Annotated in this window: 14 protein-coding genes; 3 read left to right on the top strand and 11 right to left on the bottom strand. The window is 70.7% G+C overall.

The annotated features are described in order from the left end of the window. The first annotated feature begins 14 nt into the window (after nt 1-14). A complete protein-coding gene (locus ASD84_RS09675; RefSeq protein ID WP_056709509.1) occupies nt 15-1,172 on the top strand; it encodes an acyl-CoA dehydrogenase family protein in 1,158 nt (385 codons plus the stop codon). A gap of 63 nt (nt 1,173-1,235) precedes the next feature. Here the strand turns inward: ASD84_RS09675 and ASD84_RS09670 are convergent, their stop codons facing one another. The 9 genes from ASD84_RS09670 to ASD84_RS09630 form a co-directional block, all read right to left on the bottom strand. Next, complete coding sequence (locus ASD84_RS09670; RefSeq protein ID WP_056709508.1) at nt 1,236-2,684, bottom strand: flavin-containing monooxygenase; 1,449 nt, start codon at nt 2,682-2,684, stop codon at nt 1,236-1,238. Continuing rightward, on the bottom strand, nt 2,681-3,394 hold the full coding sequence (locus tag ASD84_RS09665; RefSeq protein WP_056709507.1) for a TetR/AcrR family transcriptional regulator: 714 nt from the start codon (nt 3,392-3,394) through the stop codon (nt 2,681-2,683). The genes ASD84_RS09670 and ASD84_RS09665 overlap by 4 nt, the downstream gene beginning before the upstream one ends. 28 nt (nt 3,395-3,422) lie before the next feature. Beyond that, nucleotides 3,423-5,114 (bottom strand): FAD-dependent oxidoreductase, encoded by a 1,692-nt coding sequence (locus ASD84_RS09660; protein ID WP_056709506.1) that lies wholly within the window; start codon nt 5,112-5,114, stop codon nt 3,423-3,425. Nucleotides 5,115-5,138: 24 nt separating this feature from the next. Then, nucleotides 5,139-6,137 (bottom strand): AurF N-oxygenase family protein, encoded by a 999-nt coding sequence (locus tag ASD84_RS09655; RefSeq protein WP_056709501.1) that lies wholly within the window; start codon nt 6,135-6,137, stop codon nt 5,139-5,141. 175 nt (nt 6,138-6,312) lie between these two features. Continuing rightward, on the bottom strand, nt 6,313-7,725 hold the full coding sequence (locus ASD84_RS09650) for a hypothetical protein (RefSeq protein ID WP_056709499.1): 1,413 nt from the start codon (nt 7,723-7,725) through the stop codon (nt 6,313-6,315). Continuing rightward, complete coding sequence (locus tag ASD84_RS09645) at nt 7,722-8,693, bottom strand: hypothetical protein (RefSeq protein WP_056709497.1); 972 nt, start codon at nt 8,691-8,693, stop codon at nt 7,722-7,724. Before ASD84_RS09645 ends, ASD84_RS09650 begins: the two co-directional genes overlap by 4 nt. 2 nt (nt 8,694-8,695) lie before the next feature. Then, a complete protein-coding gene (locus ASD84_RS09640) occupies nt 8,696-9,145 on the bottom strand; it encodes a WXG100 family type VII secretion target (protein WP_056709496.1) in 450 nt (149 codons plus the stop codon). Nucleotides 9,146-9,189: 44 nt separating this feature from the next. Then, on the bottom strand, nt 9,190-10,356 hold the full coding sequence (locus tag ASD84_RS09635) for a pyridoxal phosphate-dependent aminotransferase (protein ID WP_056709495.1): 1,167 nt from the start codon (nt 10,354-10,356) through the stop codon (nt 9,190-9,192). Nucleotides 10,357-10,471: 115 nt separating this feature from the next. Further along, nucleotides 10,472-11,971 carry an FAD-binding protein gene (locus ASD84_RS09630; protein ID WP_056709494.1) on the bottom strand — a complete coding sequence of 500 codons (1,500 nt, stop codon included), beginning with the start codon at nt 11,969-11,971 and terminating at the stop codon, nt 10,472-10,474. Between the two features lie 80 nt (nt 11,972-12,051). Here ASD84_RS09630 and ASD84_RS09625 point away from each other — a divergent pair, with 80 nt between their 5' ends. Continuing rightward, entirely contained in the window at nt 12,052-13,566 is a 1,515-nt protein-coding gene (locus ASD84_RS09625; protein ID WP_056709493.1) for a potassium/proton antiporter, read from the top strand. A gap of 24 nt (nt 13,567-13,590) precedes the next feature. Here ASD84_RS09625 and ASD84_RS09620 read toward each other — a convergent pair whose 3' ends face one another. Then, nucleotides 13,591-14,127, bottom strand: a complete 537-nt coding sequence (locus tag ASD84_RS09620; RefSeq protein WP_056709491.1) for a LytR C-terminal domain-containing protein — start codon at nt 14,125-14,127, stop codon at nt 13,591-13,593. 3 nt (nt 14,128-14,130) lie between these two features. Continuing rightward, the gene (locus ASD84_RS09615; protein ID WP_056709490.1) at nt 14,131-14,427 is read right to left on the bottom strand and encodes a type II toxin-antitoxin system VapB family antitoxin; all 297 of its coding nucleotides are present in this window, start codon (nt 14,425-14,427) and stop codon (nt 14,131-14,133) included. An 82-nt stretch (nt 14,428-14,509) separates the two neighbouring features. On the opposite strand from ASD84_RS09615, the gene ASD84_RS09610 reads away from it, so the two are divergent. Next, nucleotides 14,510-16,159: a helicase HerA-like domain-containing protein gene (locus ASD84_RS09610; RefSeq protein ID WP_156391725.1), complete on the top strand. Its 1,650-nt coding sequence runs from the start codon at nt 14,510-14,512 to the stop codon at nt 16,157-16,159. The last annotated feature ends 52 nt before the right edge of the window (nt 16,160-16,211 follow it).

Raw genomic sequence — 16,211 nt, 5'->3', positions numbered from 1 at the left:
GAGAAGGAAATCCCATGCCTCAGCGTCGTTCGCCCTGGATGGACACCGACCTCGACGACTTCCGTGACCTCGCGCGCACCTTCTGCGAGAAGGAGGTCAAGCCCAACGTCGACCGGTTCATCGAGAACAAGCAGGTCGACCGTGAGCTCTGGAACAAGGCCGGCGACGTCGGCCTGCTGTGCCTCTCGGTCCCCGAGGAGTACGGCGGCGGTGGCGGCACCTTCGCCCACGAGGCGATCCTCGTCGAGGAGCAGGCCCGCGCGGGCGACAGCTCCTGGGGCGTCTCGCTCCACAACGGCATCGTGGCGCACTACATCCTCAACTACGGCACCGAGGCGCAGAAGCTCGAGTGGCTGCCGAAGATGGCCAGCGGCGAGGTCGTGGCCGCCATCGCGATGACCGAGCCCGGCACCGGCTCGGACCTGCAGAGCATCAAGGCCAAGGCGATCCGTGAGGGTGACGAGTACGTCGTCAACGGGTCCAAGACGTTCATCACCAACGGCGCCCAGGCCGACGTCGTGGTCACCGTCGTCAAGACGAACCCGGAGGAGTCCGCAGCCGGCATCTCCTTGGTCATCGTGCCGACCGACACCCCCGGCTTCTCCCGTGGTCGCGTGCTCGACAAGATCGGGATGAAGGGCCAGGACACGTCCGAGCTGAGCTTCGTCGACGTACGGATCCCCGTCACCAACCTCCTCGGCACCGAGGAGGGCCAGGGCTTCATCCAGCTGATGGAGCAGCTGCCCCAGGAGCGACTGATCGTCGCCGTCTCCAACGTGGCCGCCATGGAGTTCTGCTTCGAGGAGACCCTGCGCTACGTCCACGACCGGCACGCCTTCAACCGGCCGATCTGGGGCTTCCAGAACACCAAGTTCAAGATGGCCGAGGTCGCCACCGAGGCCCGGGTCGCGCGGTCGTTCGTCGACGAGTGCATCACGCTGCACCTGGAGAAGCAGCTCGACATCCCGACCGTCGCGATGGCCAAGCTGTGGTGCTCGGAGCGCGCGCAGAAGGTTGCCGACAAGTGCCTGCAGCTGCACGGCGGCTACGGCTACATGACCGAGTACCCGATCGCCCGCGCCTGGGCCGACCTCCGCGTCTCCCAGATCTACGCCGGCACCAGCGAGATCATGAAGGAGATCATCGCGCGGTCGATGCCCGTTCCGACCTGAACGACGTACAAACAGAGCGAAGTCCCCGGACGCATGGCGTCCGGGGACTTCTTCGTGCCTGCCTCAGTCCGAGAACTCCAGCGCCGGGTCGTCGACCGGCTTGCGGAACACCAGCACGTCCTTGAAGTAGTTCATCTTCAACCGCCACGGGTACGCCGTGCCCTGCTTGGGCATGGCCGCGATCGACCGCATCACGTAGCCGGCCTCGAAGTCGAGGAAGGGCTCCTCGGCCATCGAGGGGTCGCGGCGGGGTACGACGGTGCGGGCGCCGGTGGCGTCCATCTGGCGCAGCACCTTGACGACGTACTCGCACACGAGGTCGGCCTTGAGGGTCCAGGAAGCGTTGGTGTAGCCGATGATGAAGGCGAAGTTGGGGATCTCGCTGAGCATCAGGCCCTTGTAGGCCATGGTGTCGGCGGGGTTGACCTTCGCACCGTCGATCCCGAGCGTCGCGCCGCCGAACAGGTTCAGGTTGAGCCCGGTGGCGGTGATGATGATGTCGGCCTCGAGCTCCTTGCCCGACTTCAGCAGGATGCCCTTCGGCGTGAACCGGTCGATGTGGTCGGTCACGATGTCGACGGTGTGGTGGCGCAGCGCCTTGAACAGGTCGCCGCCGGGGACGGCGCACAGTCGCTGGTCCCACGGGTCGTACGGCGGCTTGAAGTGCTCGTCGAAGTTGACGTCGTCGGGCAGCTGGCGCTCGAGCAGCTTGCGCAGCAGCGCCCGCGACTCCTTCGGCCGGGCCTGGCAGAACTCGTAGAACGCGATCCGGCTGGTCAGGTAGCGCGTGCGGATGAGCTTCTTCGCGATGCCGTCGGGCAGCGTCTTGTACATCCGTGCCGACACGTGGTCGTACTCCGGCTGGCTGATGATGTAGCTCGGGGTCCGCTGCAGCATGGTGACGTGCCCGGCGCCGGAGTTGGCGAGCGCGGGGATCAGGGTCACCGCAGTCGCGCCCGAGCCGATCACGACGACCCGCTTGCCCGCGTAGTCGAGGTCCTCGGGCCAGTCCTGGGGGTGGACGACCTGGCCCTCGAAGTCGTCGCGACCCTCGAAGTCCGGCGTGTAGCCACGCTCGTAGTTGTAGTAGCCGGAGGTCGACCACAGGAAGCTCGACGTGAGCTCGATGGTCTCGCCGGTGTCGGCGCGCTCGACGGTGACCGTCCAGCGGGCGTCGGCAGTGGAGAACTCCGCGTGCACGACCTTGTGGTGGTAGCGGATGTGCTCGTCGATGCCGTTCTCCGCAGCCGCCTCCTTGAGGTAGGCGAGGATGTCCGGGCCGTCGACGATCGCCTTGTTGCCCCGCCACGGCTTCCAGCCGAAGCCGAGGGTGTGCATGTCGGAGTCCGAGCGGATTCCGGGGTAGCGGAACAGGTCCCAGGTGCCGCCGAGGGAGCCGCGCATGTCGAGGAGGGCGTACGACTTGTCCGGGAACGCCTTGCCCACGTGGTAGGCCGCGTCGATGCCGGAGAGGCCGGCGCCGACGATGATTACGTCGACGTGGTCGGTCATGGTGCTTCCTTCAGGTTGAGGATCTGCTCGACCGGGAGGTCGGGCACATCGATGGAACGGGTCCGGGCCAGGCCTTCGACCTGGAGCCAGGTGACGTCGGCGAGCAGGGCCGTGAACGCCTCGGCGGAGGGCCGGAGCTCCTCGCGGGAGGTCCAGCTCCGTACGGCGGCCATGCCGCCACCCACGAGCAGGAACACCCACGGGGTCAGCGAGTCGCGGTCGTCCTCGGAGACCTGGGCGTCGAGGATCTCCATGAAGGCGCCGATCACGAGCTCGATCTGCTCGGCGAACTGGTTGATCGCCTCGTCCAGCGGCTTGGACGGTGCACCGGCCACCTCGCGCTCTGCGAAGCGGAGCAGTGCGAGGTTCTCCACCGCCCAGGTGACGTAGGCGCCGACGATGCGGCGCACGATCTCCCGGGGCGTTCCCTCGAGGGTGATGGCGTTGAGCAGCGGGTCGGCGGCGCGCACGCAGATCTCGCGCTGGATGGCGAGGTCCAGGTCGGTGCGGTCCTCGAAGTAGCGGTAGAGCACGGTGCGGTGCACCGACGCCTCGTCGGCGATCTGCTGGACGCTGATCTCGTCGCCGGGTGCGATGTCGCGTTGCAGCACCACGATCGCGGCGTCGATGATCGCCTGGCGGCGGGCGGCGTTGTGCTCCTCCCAGCGCCGCTTCCGGCCGTCGGTGGATCCGCTCCTGGGCGTCCCCATGACGGCACCTCCTCGGCTCAGCACGGCGTCACGACACCGTACGCCGTAGCAACCCGCGCCGGCGCGCCGTTCCAGCCGGTGTCGCGGCAATCGTGTGCTGCTCGACGGGGTCCACGATCTTGGTCCGGGGGCGGCCGTTGCGTACGCCGCGCTCCCGCTCCGCGGCGTCGAGCCGTTGCCAGCCGGACAGGCCGGTGGCCTCGGGATGGCGCGCGCGGACCAGCGCTGCACCTTCCTTCGCGGATCCGGCCGGCTCGGGGAGCCCGCCGTCGAGGTCGTCGAGGATCGCTTCGACGGTCTCCTGCGCGCAGGTCTTGTTGGTGCCGATGAAGCCGTTCGGGCCGCGCTTGATCCAGCCGACGACGTACACGCCGGGTTCGACGCGGCCACCGTCGTTGGGGACCGTCGCCGTGGTGTCGTCGAAGGGGAGGTCGGCAACGGGCAGGCCACGATGGCCGACGGAGCGGATGACCAGGTTCGTCTCGATGACACGCACGTCGTCGGTGGCCCGGGCGCGGACGTCGCCGTCGGCACTCGGGACGAGCTCGTTGCGCGCGACGCGGACACCGCTCACCCGTCCGTCCTCACCGAGGATCTCGACCGGGGACGCGGTGAAGGTGAGCACGATCCGGCGCCGCTGCGGGTCGTCGGACGGGGTGCGCTCGGCGAGCTCCCGCAGGAGCACGCTCTTCTGGTCGTCGCCGGTCAGCAGGGCCGGGTCGGCATCGACGACCACGTCGATGTCGTCGAGGCCGGCGAGACCGATCAGCTCGGGCACCGTGAACGCGGCCTGCGCCGGTCCGCGGCGGCCGAGCACGACGACCTCGCGGAGGTCGCTGGCCCGCAGCTGCTCGAGCGGGTCCGGAGCCAGGTCGGTCCTCTCGAGCACGTCCAGCGGGCGGGTGAGGATGCGCGCCACGTCCAGGGCGACGTTGCCGTTGCCGACGACCACTGCGCGCCCCGACGGGTTGGCTGCCGCCGTGAGGGGCACGGCGAGCCCGGTCTGGTCGGGGTGGCCGTTGTACCAGCCCACGAGCGCGGTCGCGGGGATCGAACCGGTGAGGTCCTCGCCGGGGATGTCGAGGTTGCGGTCCGAGGAGGCGCCGACGGCGTACACCACGGCGTGGTAGCTGGTCCGCAGGTCCGCGAGGGTCACCGCACCCTCGGCGCCGACCTCGGCCCCGAGCACGTAGTGGAACCGCGGCTGCCGCTCGATCGCCTCGAACAGCCGGGTGACCTGCTTGGTCGAGGCATGGTCGGGCGCGACCCCGTGCCGGACCAGGCCGTACGGCGTCCGCAGCCGGTCGTACACGTCGACCCGTTCGACCTCGGGGTGCTTGAGCAGCTCGTCGGCCGTGTACAGGCCGGCCGGGCCGGCGCCGATGACGGCGACCCGGTAGGGACCCGGGCGGGTCAGTCGCCGTTGTGGCGGCACGAGCGCCAGTGGCGTGCGATCGGCGTGCGGGAACGCGTCGTAGTAGGCCGCGTTGAGGTCGATGAACGGCAGCTGCTTGGTCGTCAACGCGGCGTCGGGCACCATCGCGCCGACCGGGCAGGCCGTGGCGCAGGCACCGCAGCCGACGCAGGAGTCGGCGTCGATGTAGACCATCTCGGAGGTCCCGAAGCCGGGCTCACCGGGAGCGGGGTGGATGCAGTTGACCGGGCAGGCGACGACGCACGAGGCATCGGCGCAGCAGGACTGCGTGACGACGTAGGCCATGGCGGACTCTGACGCAGGCCGCGGTCAGACCGCGGCGGACTTGGGCTCGCTGCGGAACCGCGAGGAGGGGCCGCTGATGCCCAGGGCACGCCAGATCTGGCGCGAGACCTTGTTCATGAGGCCGAGCTCGTCGGCGAGCATGCGCACGTCACCGAAGGTGTCGCGCAGCAGCTTCTGCGACTCGGGGCTCTTCCAGTAGACCTCGCGCATGACGTGCTTCGGGATGTCGAGGTCCTTCTGCATCTGGCGGGTCGGCTTCATGATCACGTCGCACAGCACCCGCATGATGACCGGGTAGGCCAGCGAGAGGCCGAAGCGCTGGACGCGGCCCCAGTCCTGCGAGCGCTCGATCAGGTAGCTGTGCGCGAAGCCGATGTGGCGCGCCTCCTCGGCGACGTGGATCTGCATCACGCGCTCGACGATCGGGTGCAGGTCGTGGCCCGAGCGCAGCACCGACTTCTGCAGGTAGTCGATCGGCTCCTCGCCGGCGAGGATGCCGATGAAGAAGATGTTGGTGAGCGGACCGCCGGCCAGGCACAGGAACGGCGCCACCTTGACGAACCACTTCGGCCCGCCCTGGACGTCGACACCGATCCGGTTCACACCCTCCTGGAACATCTGGGTGTGGTGGCACTCCTCGGTCACCTCGTGCGTGGAGTAGCGGAACTCGGCGCGGTCGTTGCCCATGCCGATGAGGTGGCTCATGATGCCGCCGATCAGCACCTGCTCGAACTGCAGGCCGACCTTCATGATGTTGGAGAGGCGGTACTTGCCGACCTCGATCTGCCGGTCGAGCGGCAGCGACTGGTACCACTCGGTCCGGCCGAGCGAGTCGATCTCCGGAAGAACCCAGCGCGGGTCGTCCGGGATCATCTCGAACTCGGGGCTGTCCCACGCGATGTCGAGGAACGCGTCGAAGTGCTGGTGCACCGAGGCCTCGGACAGCACCCGGAGGGTGTCCTGGTAGCTGAGCCCCGTGGTGTCGGGAGCGATGTCAGCGGTGCGGTCGGCGGTGGCAGTCATGGTTCAGATCCGTTCTCGTCATCGAAAAGCGGGAGCATGCACTCTGTTAGCGCAACACTATGTTGCATACATTGACCCCGGTTTTGTCAAGGAACTGGGGACAACGTCCGGGCGCGCGTCGACCCCCGCCGCCTGAGCAGGCGGCGGGTGTGGCGCAGATCGCTTGCGCGGTGGGTCAGGCGGAGGTGCGCAGGTAGCCCTGCTCGCGCCAGCGCGCGAGCGCTGCCAGCAGGGCGGGGTGGTCGGCACGGTCCGCGGCCCGGCCCCCGGCGACCAGGGCCGGCAGCTCCGGGTCGGACGCGGCGTCGTAGACGACCGTGAGGCGGTTGTCCGAGGCCGCGTTGATGAGCGAACCGAGCAGCGCGACGGGGTCGGAGCGGTCCTCCAGGGACAGCACGAGCACGTCGGCCGGCAGGTGGGGGATCTGCGCCGACGGCGCGTTCGCGGTGACCACCTGGTCGACCACGAAGCCCGGCAGGTCCGGGTGGGTGGCGATCTCGAGCGCTGCCGCGCCGCCCGTGCCGCGGCCCACCAGCATCACGCGGGTCGGTTCGTCGGAGGCGCCGGCTGCGGCGGCCAAAGCCCGGATCACGTCAGCGGCGTAGCCGGACTGGTCGCCGGACACCAGGCGGAGACGCCCGGGAGCGGGGCCGGTGCCGGCGGGACCCGTCAGCAGCGCGACCAGCCGGCCCGGTCCCACCTGCAGGATGCGGACGGGGTCGCTCGTGCTCTCGCTGCCGGTGAGCAGGGTCATCAGGTCGCCCAGCCCCTCCGGAGCCCCGGAGCGGGGTTCGGCTGCCGGTGCCGGTGTGGCCGCTGCGGGCTCCACCGGGTCGGTGGCCCCCATCGCGACGTCGCGCAGTGCTGCGCCCCAGTCCGAGGTCAGCTCGGGGACCCCGGCAGCGCGCAGGCCACCGGCGCGCGCGGCGCGGCCGCTCTCGCCGGACAGGACGCCGGCCGTCAGCAGTCCGCGCATCTGGAGACTGTCGAGCAGTCCGCCACCGGTGGTGACGTGGTCCATCAGCTCGGGGTTGGCGGCCGCGAGGTCGTTGAGGTACGACGCGACACCGTCGCGGTCGAGCGCGTCGGTCTCGATCAGGCCGGCGGCGACGATCGCACCGCCGAGGCTGACCTGCGGGGCGAGGTAGCCGATCGCCCGGCCAGCGATCGAGCCCAGGGTCTCGTAGGCCGCGGCCTGGAGCTCGTCGATCCAGCGGTAGGTCAGCACCGTCGCCCGCAGGACGAGGGCATCGGCGTCGAGCTCGATGGAACGGCTCAGCAGGCCGTCCCTGCCGGTGGTGGCGGCCCGCAGCGCCTCCTCGGCGGTGGCCCAGGTACGGGGGGAGAGGGTCGTCGACGCGGCGATCTCGGGATCCGTCAACACGTCGCGACCGAGCTTGGCCCACTCGCGCATCTGGGCGCCCGCGTCGTCGAAGAGGTCGGCGAGGCGGAGCATCTGGTCGTACTTGTCCGCCAGGTCGGCTGCCTCCACTGCCGTCGCCGGAACGCCGCGGCGCTCGGTGGCGGCCGCCGACGGCACCGGGTCGACGGCGGTGGCGTCGTGGGTGGTCTGGGTGTCGCGGGTCATCGGTCCTCCCCGGACGTGTTCGCGACGAGGGGAGCCATCACGGGAGCGATCACCCCGGCCAGGTCAGCGGGTTCGACGGCACGGATCTCCAGGCGCAGCACGCCGTCCTCGTGGTGCGGCCGCAGGGCCCGCCAGCCGTCGGCGAGCAGCGTCCAGGACACGACGCCGACGGTGTCGACCTCCTCGCCGGACACATCGGCCACCAGCGCGCGCAACCTGCCCTGCGCCTCGCCCGACAGGGCGACCAGCAGGCGCGACACCACGTCGTCGGGCAGTGCGCCGTCGGCACCACGAGTGGCCCCGGAGTGACGGGAGGTCAGCACGGGGACGAGGTCGCCCCGGCCCACCCGCACCGCTTCGGCAGCCGCGTCAGCGAGCTCGAGCGGGAGGTCGACGTACGACGGGAGGGCGGAGGTCGTGAGCGCGACCTCCTCCGACGGAGCAGCGACCCGGGCCAGCTCGGCTGCCCAGGCGTCGGTGCCGAACCAGCCGAGCTCGAAGACGATGCCGTCGACCGTGGAGAGCGAGGCGACGGCCGGACCGTCCTGGCGGTGCCAGACCTTGGCCTGGACCTCCCCGATCCTCAGGTCGGCATCGAGGGCGATGCGGGGTGCGGCGAGCAGGCCGATGGCGCCGGCGACACCGGGGTCGAGGACGCCGTCGACGACCAGGCCGCGACGGGCCAGGGACTCCGCCGGCTGGTGCAGCGCCTCGACGACGGATCGGTACGACTGGTCCTCGGTGGTGGCCGGGCTCTGTCCCAGGCGGGACTGCATGGCGTCGGCGGCTGCGGGCGGCGCCACGTCGAAGGGCAGTGGCGCGTCGCCGGCCAGGTGGGCGGCGTGCTGGAGCTCGGGGAGGGTGACGCCGAGGCGTCGTGGCGCTGCGTCGAGCGCGTTGCGCAGGAGGACGGGGGCGGGCGGGGCCGGCTCCCGCGAAGGGATCCGGGTCAGGTCGATGGTGGGCACGGTCAGCGCTCCAGTCCGGGGACGTCGACGTCGAGCCAGTCGCGGTGCCCGCGAGGCGGGGCCACGAACGCGGCCAGGGCCTCGTCGGTGGGATCGGGGGTGACGGCGGGTCGGCCGTCCTCGTTGGCGGCGGCGATCGCCGCGATCCTGCTCCGGGCATCGGCGACCATCGCGGTCACCCGGGTCTCGACGGCGTCGATGTCGTCGGTGGCGGCGTCGACGGCTTCGGCGTGCGAGGCGAGTGCGTCGGCGGCGGACACGTGGCCGTCGGCTGCGGCGCGCAGGTGGCGGGCGCGGTCGGAGACGCGTTCGGTCATCGCATCAGCCGCGCGGCCCGACCAGCCCAGGCCTTCGACCCGCGCGACGAGCTCGTCGGCCAGGGCCCGCACCTCGGCGCCCTGGTCGCGCAACGCCGAGACGCGGCGCCGGATCAGTTCCGTGTCGCCGTACATGAAACGCGCCCCTTCCCTGAATCGATGTCCTCAAACCTAGCGATTCAGAGGTGTCCGTCCAGACGGTCGAGAGCCGTGGTGATGTCGGCCGTCGTACCGGCGAAGCTGAAGCGCAGGAATTTCGCCCCGTCGACGGTGTCGAAGTCGATGCCCGTGGCGACGGCGACGCCGGTGCGGGCGAGCAGGTCGCGCGCATAGGCCATCGAGTCGGTCGTCAGGTGGCGCACGTCGGCGTAGGCGTAGAACGCCCCGTCGGCCGGGGCGAGCTCGGTGATGCCGAGGCGGCGCAGTCCGTCGAGCAGCAGCCCGCGGTTGTGGGCGTAGCGACCGACGTGCGCGTCGAGCTCGGCGTACGACGCGTCGTCGAAGGCCGCGAGTGCTGCGTGCTGGGCCAGGACGGGCGGACAGATGCTGAAGTTGCCCGTCAGCACGTCGACCGGCCGGCGCAGTCGCTCGGGCGCCAGCATCCAGCCCAGCCGCCAGCCGGTCATCGAGAAGTACTTCGAGAACGAGCCGAAGACGACCGCCTCCCGCGAGGTCGCCCAGGCGGAGCTGGCGAGACTCTCGCCGTACTCGATTCCGTGGTAGATCTCGTCGGAGACCAGCTGTACGCCGTGCTCCTCGCACCACCGTGCGATCGCGGCGAGCTCCTCGGGGAGCAGCATCGTGCCCGTGGGGTTGGCCGGACTCGCCACGACCAGGCCGACGAACGGGGTCTCCGCGTGGGCCCGGGCCAGCTGCTCGACCGTGGGCTGGAAACGGGTCGCAGGACCGGTCGCGATCTCGACCAGGTCACAGCCCAGGGCGCTGAGGACGTTGCGGTAGCAGGGGTAGCCCGGCCGGGCGATGGCCACGCGGTCGCCCGCGTCGAAGGCGGCGAGGAAGGCGAGCAGGAAGCCGCCGCTCGAACCGGTCGTGACGATGACGTCGTCGGCGCTCACCTCCAGCGCGTACGACCGGCGGTAGTGGCCGGCGATCGCGGCGCGGAGCTCGGGAATGCCGGTAGAGGTCGTGTAGCCGAGCGGGTCGCCCGTGCCGAGCAGGCGGATCGCCTCGGCCGTGACCGGCGCAGGCGCACCGGTGCTGGGCTGCCCCGCGACGAGGTTGACCAGGTCGCCGTGGGTGCGCTGCCGCTCGGCGGCTCCGGCGAGCAGGTCCATCACGTGGAACGGGGGCACGTTGGCCCGCGCCGCTGCGGCGTACCTGCTCATGGGTCCAACCTAGGCTGGGCCGGAATGAGTTTCACCGGCCGGCCGGTGAAACTCACGCTTGGACGACGAAGGTTCCTCGTCCAAGCGTGAGTTCCGTCGTCCAGGGTCGACAGTTTCACCGGCCGGCCGGTGAAACTCCCGCCCTCGCCCTCGCCCTCGCCGCCGCCGCGCCAGCCCGTCGCCCGAAGAACGAGCCCTCGCCGAGCTGGGTGCCGGAGCAGTAGCCGGCGCCGTCCTGGGCGATGTTCGAGGCGCAGGCGCCGGCGGCGTACAGGCCGCGGATGACCGAACCGTCGGGGCGTCGTACCTCGCCGTCGACGGTGGTGGCCATGCCGCCGAGGGTGAAGCCCGAGTAGAAGGCGGCGCCCAGGCTCAGCTCCAGCACAGCCCACGGGCCCTCGGTCTGCGGGGCCAGCCAGTCGGGGTGCTTGTGCAGGTCCGGGTCCTCGCCGACGGCGGCGTGCTTGTTGTAGCTGGCCATCGTCGCGACGAGGGATCCCTCGGGCAGGCCGAGGCCGGACTCCATCTCCTCGATGGTCTCGAACCCGTCCTTGAGGGGGGCCAGTCCCATGCGCTGCTCCTCGAAGTGCGCGCTGTCGACGATCAGGTAGGCGACGGAGCCGGGCTGGCGCAGCACTTCGTACGACGTCCGCGCGTGGTAGCTGTCCTCGGCCACGAACCTCTGTCCGTCGCGGTTCACGATCAGCCCCTTGACCAGCCCGGAGGGCGGGTAGAACGGGGCGGTGATGAACGGCTCCTCCATGTTCTCCAGCGCCGCGCCCACGGACTCGCCGAGCCGGATCGCCAGCCCGTCGTCGTACGTCGACCCGAGGGTGAAGGTCACGGACTTCAGCGCCGGCGTGTAGCGGTCGACCATGTCCTGGTTGTTCACGAAGCCACCGGCGGCGACGACCACGCCGCCCGCGCGGACCAGGCCGGTGCGCTCGAACGACTTCCACGCGAGGCCGACCACGCGGTCCCCGTCGACGACGAGGTTGGTCGCGCCGGTCTCGTAGCGGACCTCGACGCCTGCCTTCTCGACCTGGTCGCGGAGCAGGTCCATCACGATCCGGGTGCCCTCGGTGTCGCCGGGCACCGGGACCTTGTGGCCGCGCGGCGCGGGCGCGATGTCCTCGCGGAACGGCCAGACCTTCTCGTTGCCGGTGTACATCAGGCCTTGGGTGCCCGGCTGGATGACGGCCTTGCCGGGGAAGAAGGAGCGCTCGAACTCGAAGCCGAGCGCCTCGAGCCAGTCGAAGTGGGCGACGGATCCCTCGCAGTAGGCGCGGATCTTCTGCTCGTCGGGGTCCTTGGTGCTGGCCATCAGGTAGCGCACCATCTCCTCGACCGGGTCGTCGTGCCCGGTCGCCTGCTGCACCGCCGTACCGCCGCCGAGGTAGAAGTGCCCTCCCGACATCGAGGACGTGCCGCCGTGCACCGCGGCCCGCTCCAGCAGGAGGACGCGGACGCCGTCACGGGCGGCCTCGAGAGCGGCGCAGCCGCCGGCGATGCCGAAGCCGACGACGACCACGTCGAAGGTCTCGGTGTCGTCGGGAAGCTGGTCTGCAGGGACCGTCGCGGGGATGGTCAGCCCGGCGGGGGAAGAAGCACTCATGGGCCAAATCTAGAACATGTTCTACCGATAGGCTATGACCCCGCCACCCGACGAGAGCCGAGTGACCCTGAGGTGCCCAGTTGACGTTCGACGTCCATCAGCTCGACACGTTCGTCCTGGTGGGTTCCGGAGTGCTCCTGCTGGCCATCCTGGCGGTGCGACTGTCCTCCGGCGTCGGCATGCCCAGCCTGTTGCTCTACCTGTTGATCGGCGTCCTGCTGGGCGAGTCCGTCGTGGGGATCGGCTTCAACGATGCGCAGCTCGCCCACGCGATCGGGTTCGGGGCGCTGGCAGTGATCCTCGCCGAGGGTGGACTGACGACCAGCTGGCGCGAGGTCAAGCCGTCCATGCGACTGGGCGCCTCGCTCGCGACCCTCGGGATGGCCGTGTCGGTGGGCATCGTCGCCCTGGGCTCGCACTACCTGCTCGGGCTCTCCTGGGAGCTGGCGGTGCTGCTCGGGGCCATCACGTCGGCCACCGACGCGGCGGCAGTGTTCTCGGTCCTGCGCGCCGTGCCGTTGCCGAAGCGGATCACCGGGGTGCTCGAGGCCGAGTCCGGTCTCAACGACGCGCCCACCGTGGTGCTGGTGACGCTGATCTCGAGCGGCGCACTCACTGACCACGGACCCCTCACCGTCGCCGGCATCGTGCTCTACGAGCTGGCGGTCGGCGTGGTCCTCGGCCTGGCCGTCGGGTTCGGCGGCGCCTGGCTGATGCGCCGTGCCGCGCTGCCCTCCTCCGGTCTCTACCCGATCGCCGTGACCTGCCTGACGATGCTCGCGTACGGCGCCGGCCCGGCCCTGCACGCGAGCGGCTTCGCTGCCGTGTACGTCGCGGCGCTCGTGCTCGGCAACACCGACCTTCCCCACCGCAACGCCACCCGCTCCTTCATCGAGGGCCTGGCCTGGATCGCCCAGATCGGCCTCTTCGTCATGCTGGGCCTGTTGCTCTCGCCGGGTCGCCTCACCTGGGGAACGGTGGTCACGGCGGTGCTCGCCGGCCTGCTGCTGACCTTCGTGGCCCGCCCGATCTCGATGGCCGTCAGCTCGGTGGTGAGTCCACGGCCGTGGCGCGAGCTCGCGTTCCTGTCGTGGGCGGGGCTGCGCGGCGCCGTGCCGATCGTCTTCGCCACGATCCCGCTGGCCGACGGGGTGGTCGGCGCCGAGCGGCTCTTCGACATCGTCTTCGTGCTGGTGATCGTCTACACGTGTGTCACGGGCCCAGCGCTGCCCTGGGTCGCCAAGGTGCTGCGGGTGAGCCGCCGCTCCGAGCCGCGCAACATCGAGGTCGAGGCCGCCCCGCTGGACCGGGTCGCGGCCGACCTGCTGCAGGTCACCATCAGTCCACGTTCCAAGCTCCACGGCGTCGAGGTCGGTGAGCTCCGGCTCCCGGTGGGGGCGAACGTGTCGATGATCGTGCGTGACGGCGAGGCGAAGGTGCCCGAGCGTCGTACCGTCCTGCGCCATGGCGACGACCTGATCGTGGTCACGCCGCGCAAGCTGCGCGAGGCGACCGAGGAGCGGTTGCGGCAGGTCAGTCTCGGAGGCCGGCTCGCCCAGTGGCTGGGCGACGAGACCCCGCCGGGGCGCCGGTAGCGGTCAGCGGGGGACGGCCGCGGATCAGCCGGCTGCGTCGGGAACGGTGCTCAGCGGCGGCGTGCAGACGTAGCTGTCGTTGCGCGCGGTCACCGTCGGGTGACCCTTCCGGACGCCCTTGAACTGCTTGCCGACCACGATGGTGATGCCGGGGTAGCCCGAGGGCTGGTCGACGACCTCCACGTCCTTGCCGAGGTACGACGCCAGCAGCATCGCGGCCGGGTCCTCGGGGTCGCTCGCCCACACCTGGGCGGACAGGGGGCCCGTGCCGTTCGGGGCGTTGCCGGTGGCGCCGGCCACGAAACCGAAGCGGGCGAGCTTGTCCATGGTGTTGCCCGCGAGCCCGTTGCTGCCGCCGGCGTTGAGCACGGTGACCAGGACCTGGGGCGGGGCGACGTCCTCGCCCGCGCGGATCAGCGTGCTGGTGCACGGTGCTGCCTCCGCGCGCTCGGGGAACGGCTCGGTGACGCGGGACCACGCCCAGGTCAGCCCGGCCAGGAAGACCACGGCCAGCACACCGAGGGTGATGGCGGATCGGCTGCTGTCACGCACGTCGGTCACCGTTCAGCCCTCCATCCGGATGACGCGGGCGTGGAGCACGTTGCGCTGTTGCAGGGCGGCGCGCAGGGCGCGGTGCAGCCCGTCCTCCAGGTAGAACTCATTCCTCCACAACACCACGTGCGCGAACAGGTCACCGTAGAAGGTCGAGTCGTCGTCGAGCAGCGAGGAGAGCTGCAGCGTCTCCTTGGTGGTGACCAGCTCGTCGAGGCGGACCTGGCGTGGGGGCACGGCAGCCCATCCCCCGGAGGTGAGGCCATGGTCGGGATAGGGACGCCCGACGCCCACGCGCTTGAAGATCACTGCTGGCGAGTCTAGGTGCCACGCCCGAGCCACCGCGGTTCGTCCCACTTCCCCTTGGACGCAGCCATCTAGAGTTCGGGACATGAGCCAGGAGCAGACGCCCGCTGTCGAGACGCCCGCTGTCGAGACGCCCGCCCCCGCCGCGCCCGCCCCCGCCGCGACCAGCGCCATCGAGGCGGCCGTCGCACCCGGTTATGCCTTCGAGGGCCCTGCCCTCGAGCTGGGCGGCCTGATGACCGGACCGGACGGGCTGACCAGCAGCACCATCCGGATCCCGCTCTCGATGCTCAACCGGCACGGCCTGGTGGCCGGTGCGACCGGCACGGGCAAGACCAAGACGCTGCAGCTGATGGCCGAGCAGCTCAGCGCCGCCGGTGTCCCGGTCTTCGCGGCCGACATCAAGGGCGACCTGTCCGGCCTCGCCACTCCGGGCGAGTCCAACGAGAAGCTCATCGCGCGGACCACGTCGGTCGGCCAGGCGTGGACGGCCACCGGCTTCCCGGTCGAGTACTACGCCCTCGGTGGCCAGGGCATCGGCATCCCGATCCGGGTGACGATCTCCTCGTTCGGCCCGATCCTGCTCAGCCGGATCCTCGGTCTCAACGACACCCAGGAGTCCAGCCTCGGCCTGGTCTTCCACTACGCCGACAAGCAGGGCCTGCCGCTGCTGGACCTGTCCGACCTGCGGGCGGTCGTCCAGCACCTCACCAGCGACGAGGGCAAGCCGGAGCTCAAGGAGCTCGGCGGGTTGTCGGCCGCCACCGCCGGCGTGATCCTGCGCGAGCTGATCACCTTCGCCGACCAGGGCGCCGAGGCGTTCTTCGGCGAGCCGGAGTTCAACTCTGCGGACCTGCTGCAGATGGCGGGCGACGAGCGGGGCCTGATCAGCCTGGTCGAGCTGCCGAACCTGCAGGAGCGCCCGGCGATCTTCTCGACCTTCCTCATGTGGCTGCTCGCCGACCTGTTCCACGACCTGCCCGAGGTCGGCGACGTCGACAAGCCGAAGCTGGTGTTCTTCTTCGACGAGGCGCACCTGCTCTTCCGCGACGCGTCCAAGCCGTTCCTGGAGCAGATCGCGCAGACCGTGCGGCTGATCCGGTCCAAGGGCGTGGGTGTCTTCTTCGTGACGCAGAGCCCCACCGACGTACCGGACGAGGTGCTCGCCCAGCTCGGCTCGCGGATCCAGCACGCCCTGCGTGCGCACACCCCGAACGACGCGAAGGCGCTCAAGGCGACCGTGAACACCTACCCCAACAGTGCGTACGACGACCTCGGCGAGGTGCTGACGACGCTCGGCACCGGCGAGGCGATCGTGACGGTGATGGGGGAGCGCGGTGCGCCGACCCCGGTGGCCTGGACGCGCCTGCGTGCGCCGGAGTCGTTGATGGCGCCGAGCACCACCGAGTCCATGGAGGCCACCGTCAAGGCCAGCCCCCGCAACGCGGTCTACTCGACCGTGGTCGATCGCGAGTCGGCTCGCGAGATCCTCGCCAAGAAGCTCGAGGAGGGGGCGAAGGCCGAGGCGGAAGCCCAGGAGAAGGAGGCCGCCGCCAAGGCGGAGGCCAAGGCGGGCCCGAAGTCGAGCGGGTCCGGCGTCCGCAAGAAGGACGGCGGTGGCGCTGGCGGCGTGGTCAGCGACGTCGTGAAGTCCTCGGCGTTCAAGCAGTTCATGCGCACCGCCGCTGCCGAGATCGCGCGCGGCATGTTCGGCACCGCGCGCCGACGCCGCTGACCCCACGCTCGTCGCTGGCCGCCGCCGGGCGAGGACCCGGACCCTGCCCGTT

This window comes from Nocardioides sp. Root682 (assembly GCF_001427795.1).
In the GTDB taxonomy this organism is placed as follows: domain Bacteria; phylum Actinomycetota; class Actinomycetes; order Propionibacteriales; family Nocardioidaceae; genus Nocardioides.
This window is presented reverse-complemented; position numbering and strand designations above follow the sequence as displayed.

Coding starts and splice junctions, on each gene's coding strand:
- ASD84_RS09675 (WP_056709509.1), top strand. CDS start 15: ATGCCTCAGCGTCGTTCGCCCTGGATGGACACCGACCTCGACGACTTC.
- ASD84_RS09650 (WP_056709499.1), bottom strand. CDS start 7,725: ATGACCCGCGACACCCAGACCACCCACGACGCCACCGCCGTCGACCCG.
- ASD84_RS09665 (WP_056709507.1), bottom strand. CDS start 3,394: ATGGGGACGCCCAGGAGCGGATCCACCGACGGCCGGAAGCGGCGCTGG.
- ASD84_RS09630 (WP_056709494.1), bottom strand. CDS start 11,971: ATGAGTGCTTCTTCCCCCGCCGGGCTGACCATCCCCGCGACGGTCCCT.
- ASD84_RS09660 (WP_056709506.1), bottom strand. CDS start 5,114: ATGGCCTACGTCGTCACGCAGTCCTGCTGCGCCGATGCCTCGTGCGTC.
- ASD84_RS09655 (WP_056709501.1), bottom strand. CDS start 6,137: ATGACTGCCACCGCCGACCGCACCGCTGACATCGCTCCCGACACCACG.
- ASD84_RS09670 (WP_056709508.1), bottom strand. CDS start 2,684: ATGACCGACCACGTCGACGTAATCATCGTCGGCGCCGGCCTCTCCGGC.
- ASD84_RS09635 (WP_056709495.1), bottom strand. CDS start 10,356: ATGAGCAGGTACGCCGCAGCGGCGCGGGCCAACGTGCCCCCGTTCCAC.
- ASD84_RS09640 (WP_056709496.1), bottom strand. CDS start 9,145: ATGTACGGCGACACGGAACTGATCCGGCGCCGCGTCTCGGCGTTGCGC.
- ASD84_RS09610 (WP_156391725.1), top strand. CDS start 14,510: ATGAGCCAGGAGCAGACGCCCGCTGTCGAGACGCCCGCTGTCGAGACG.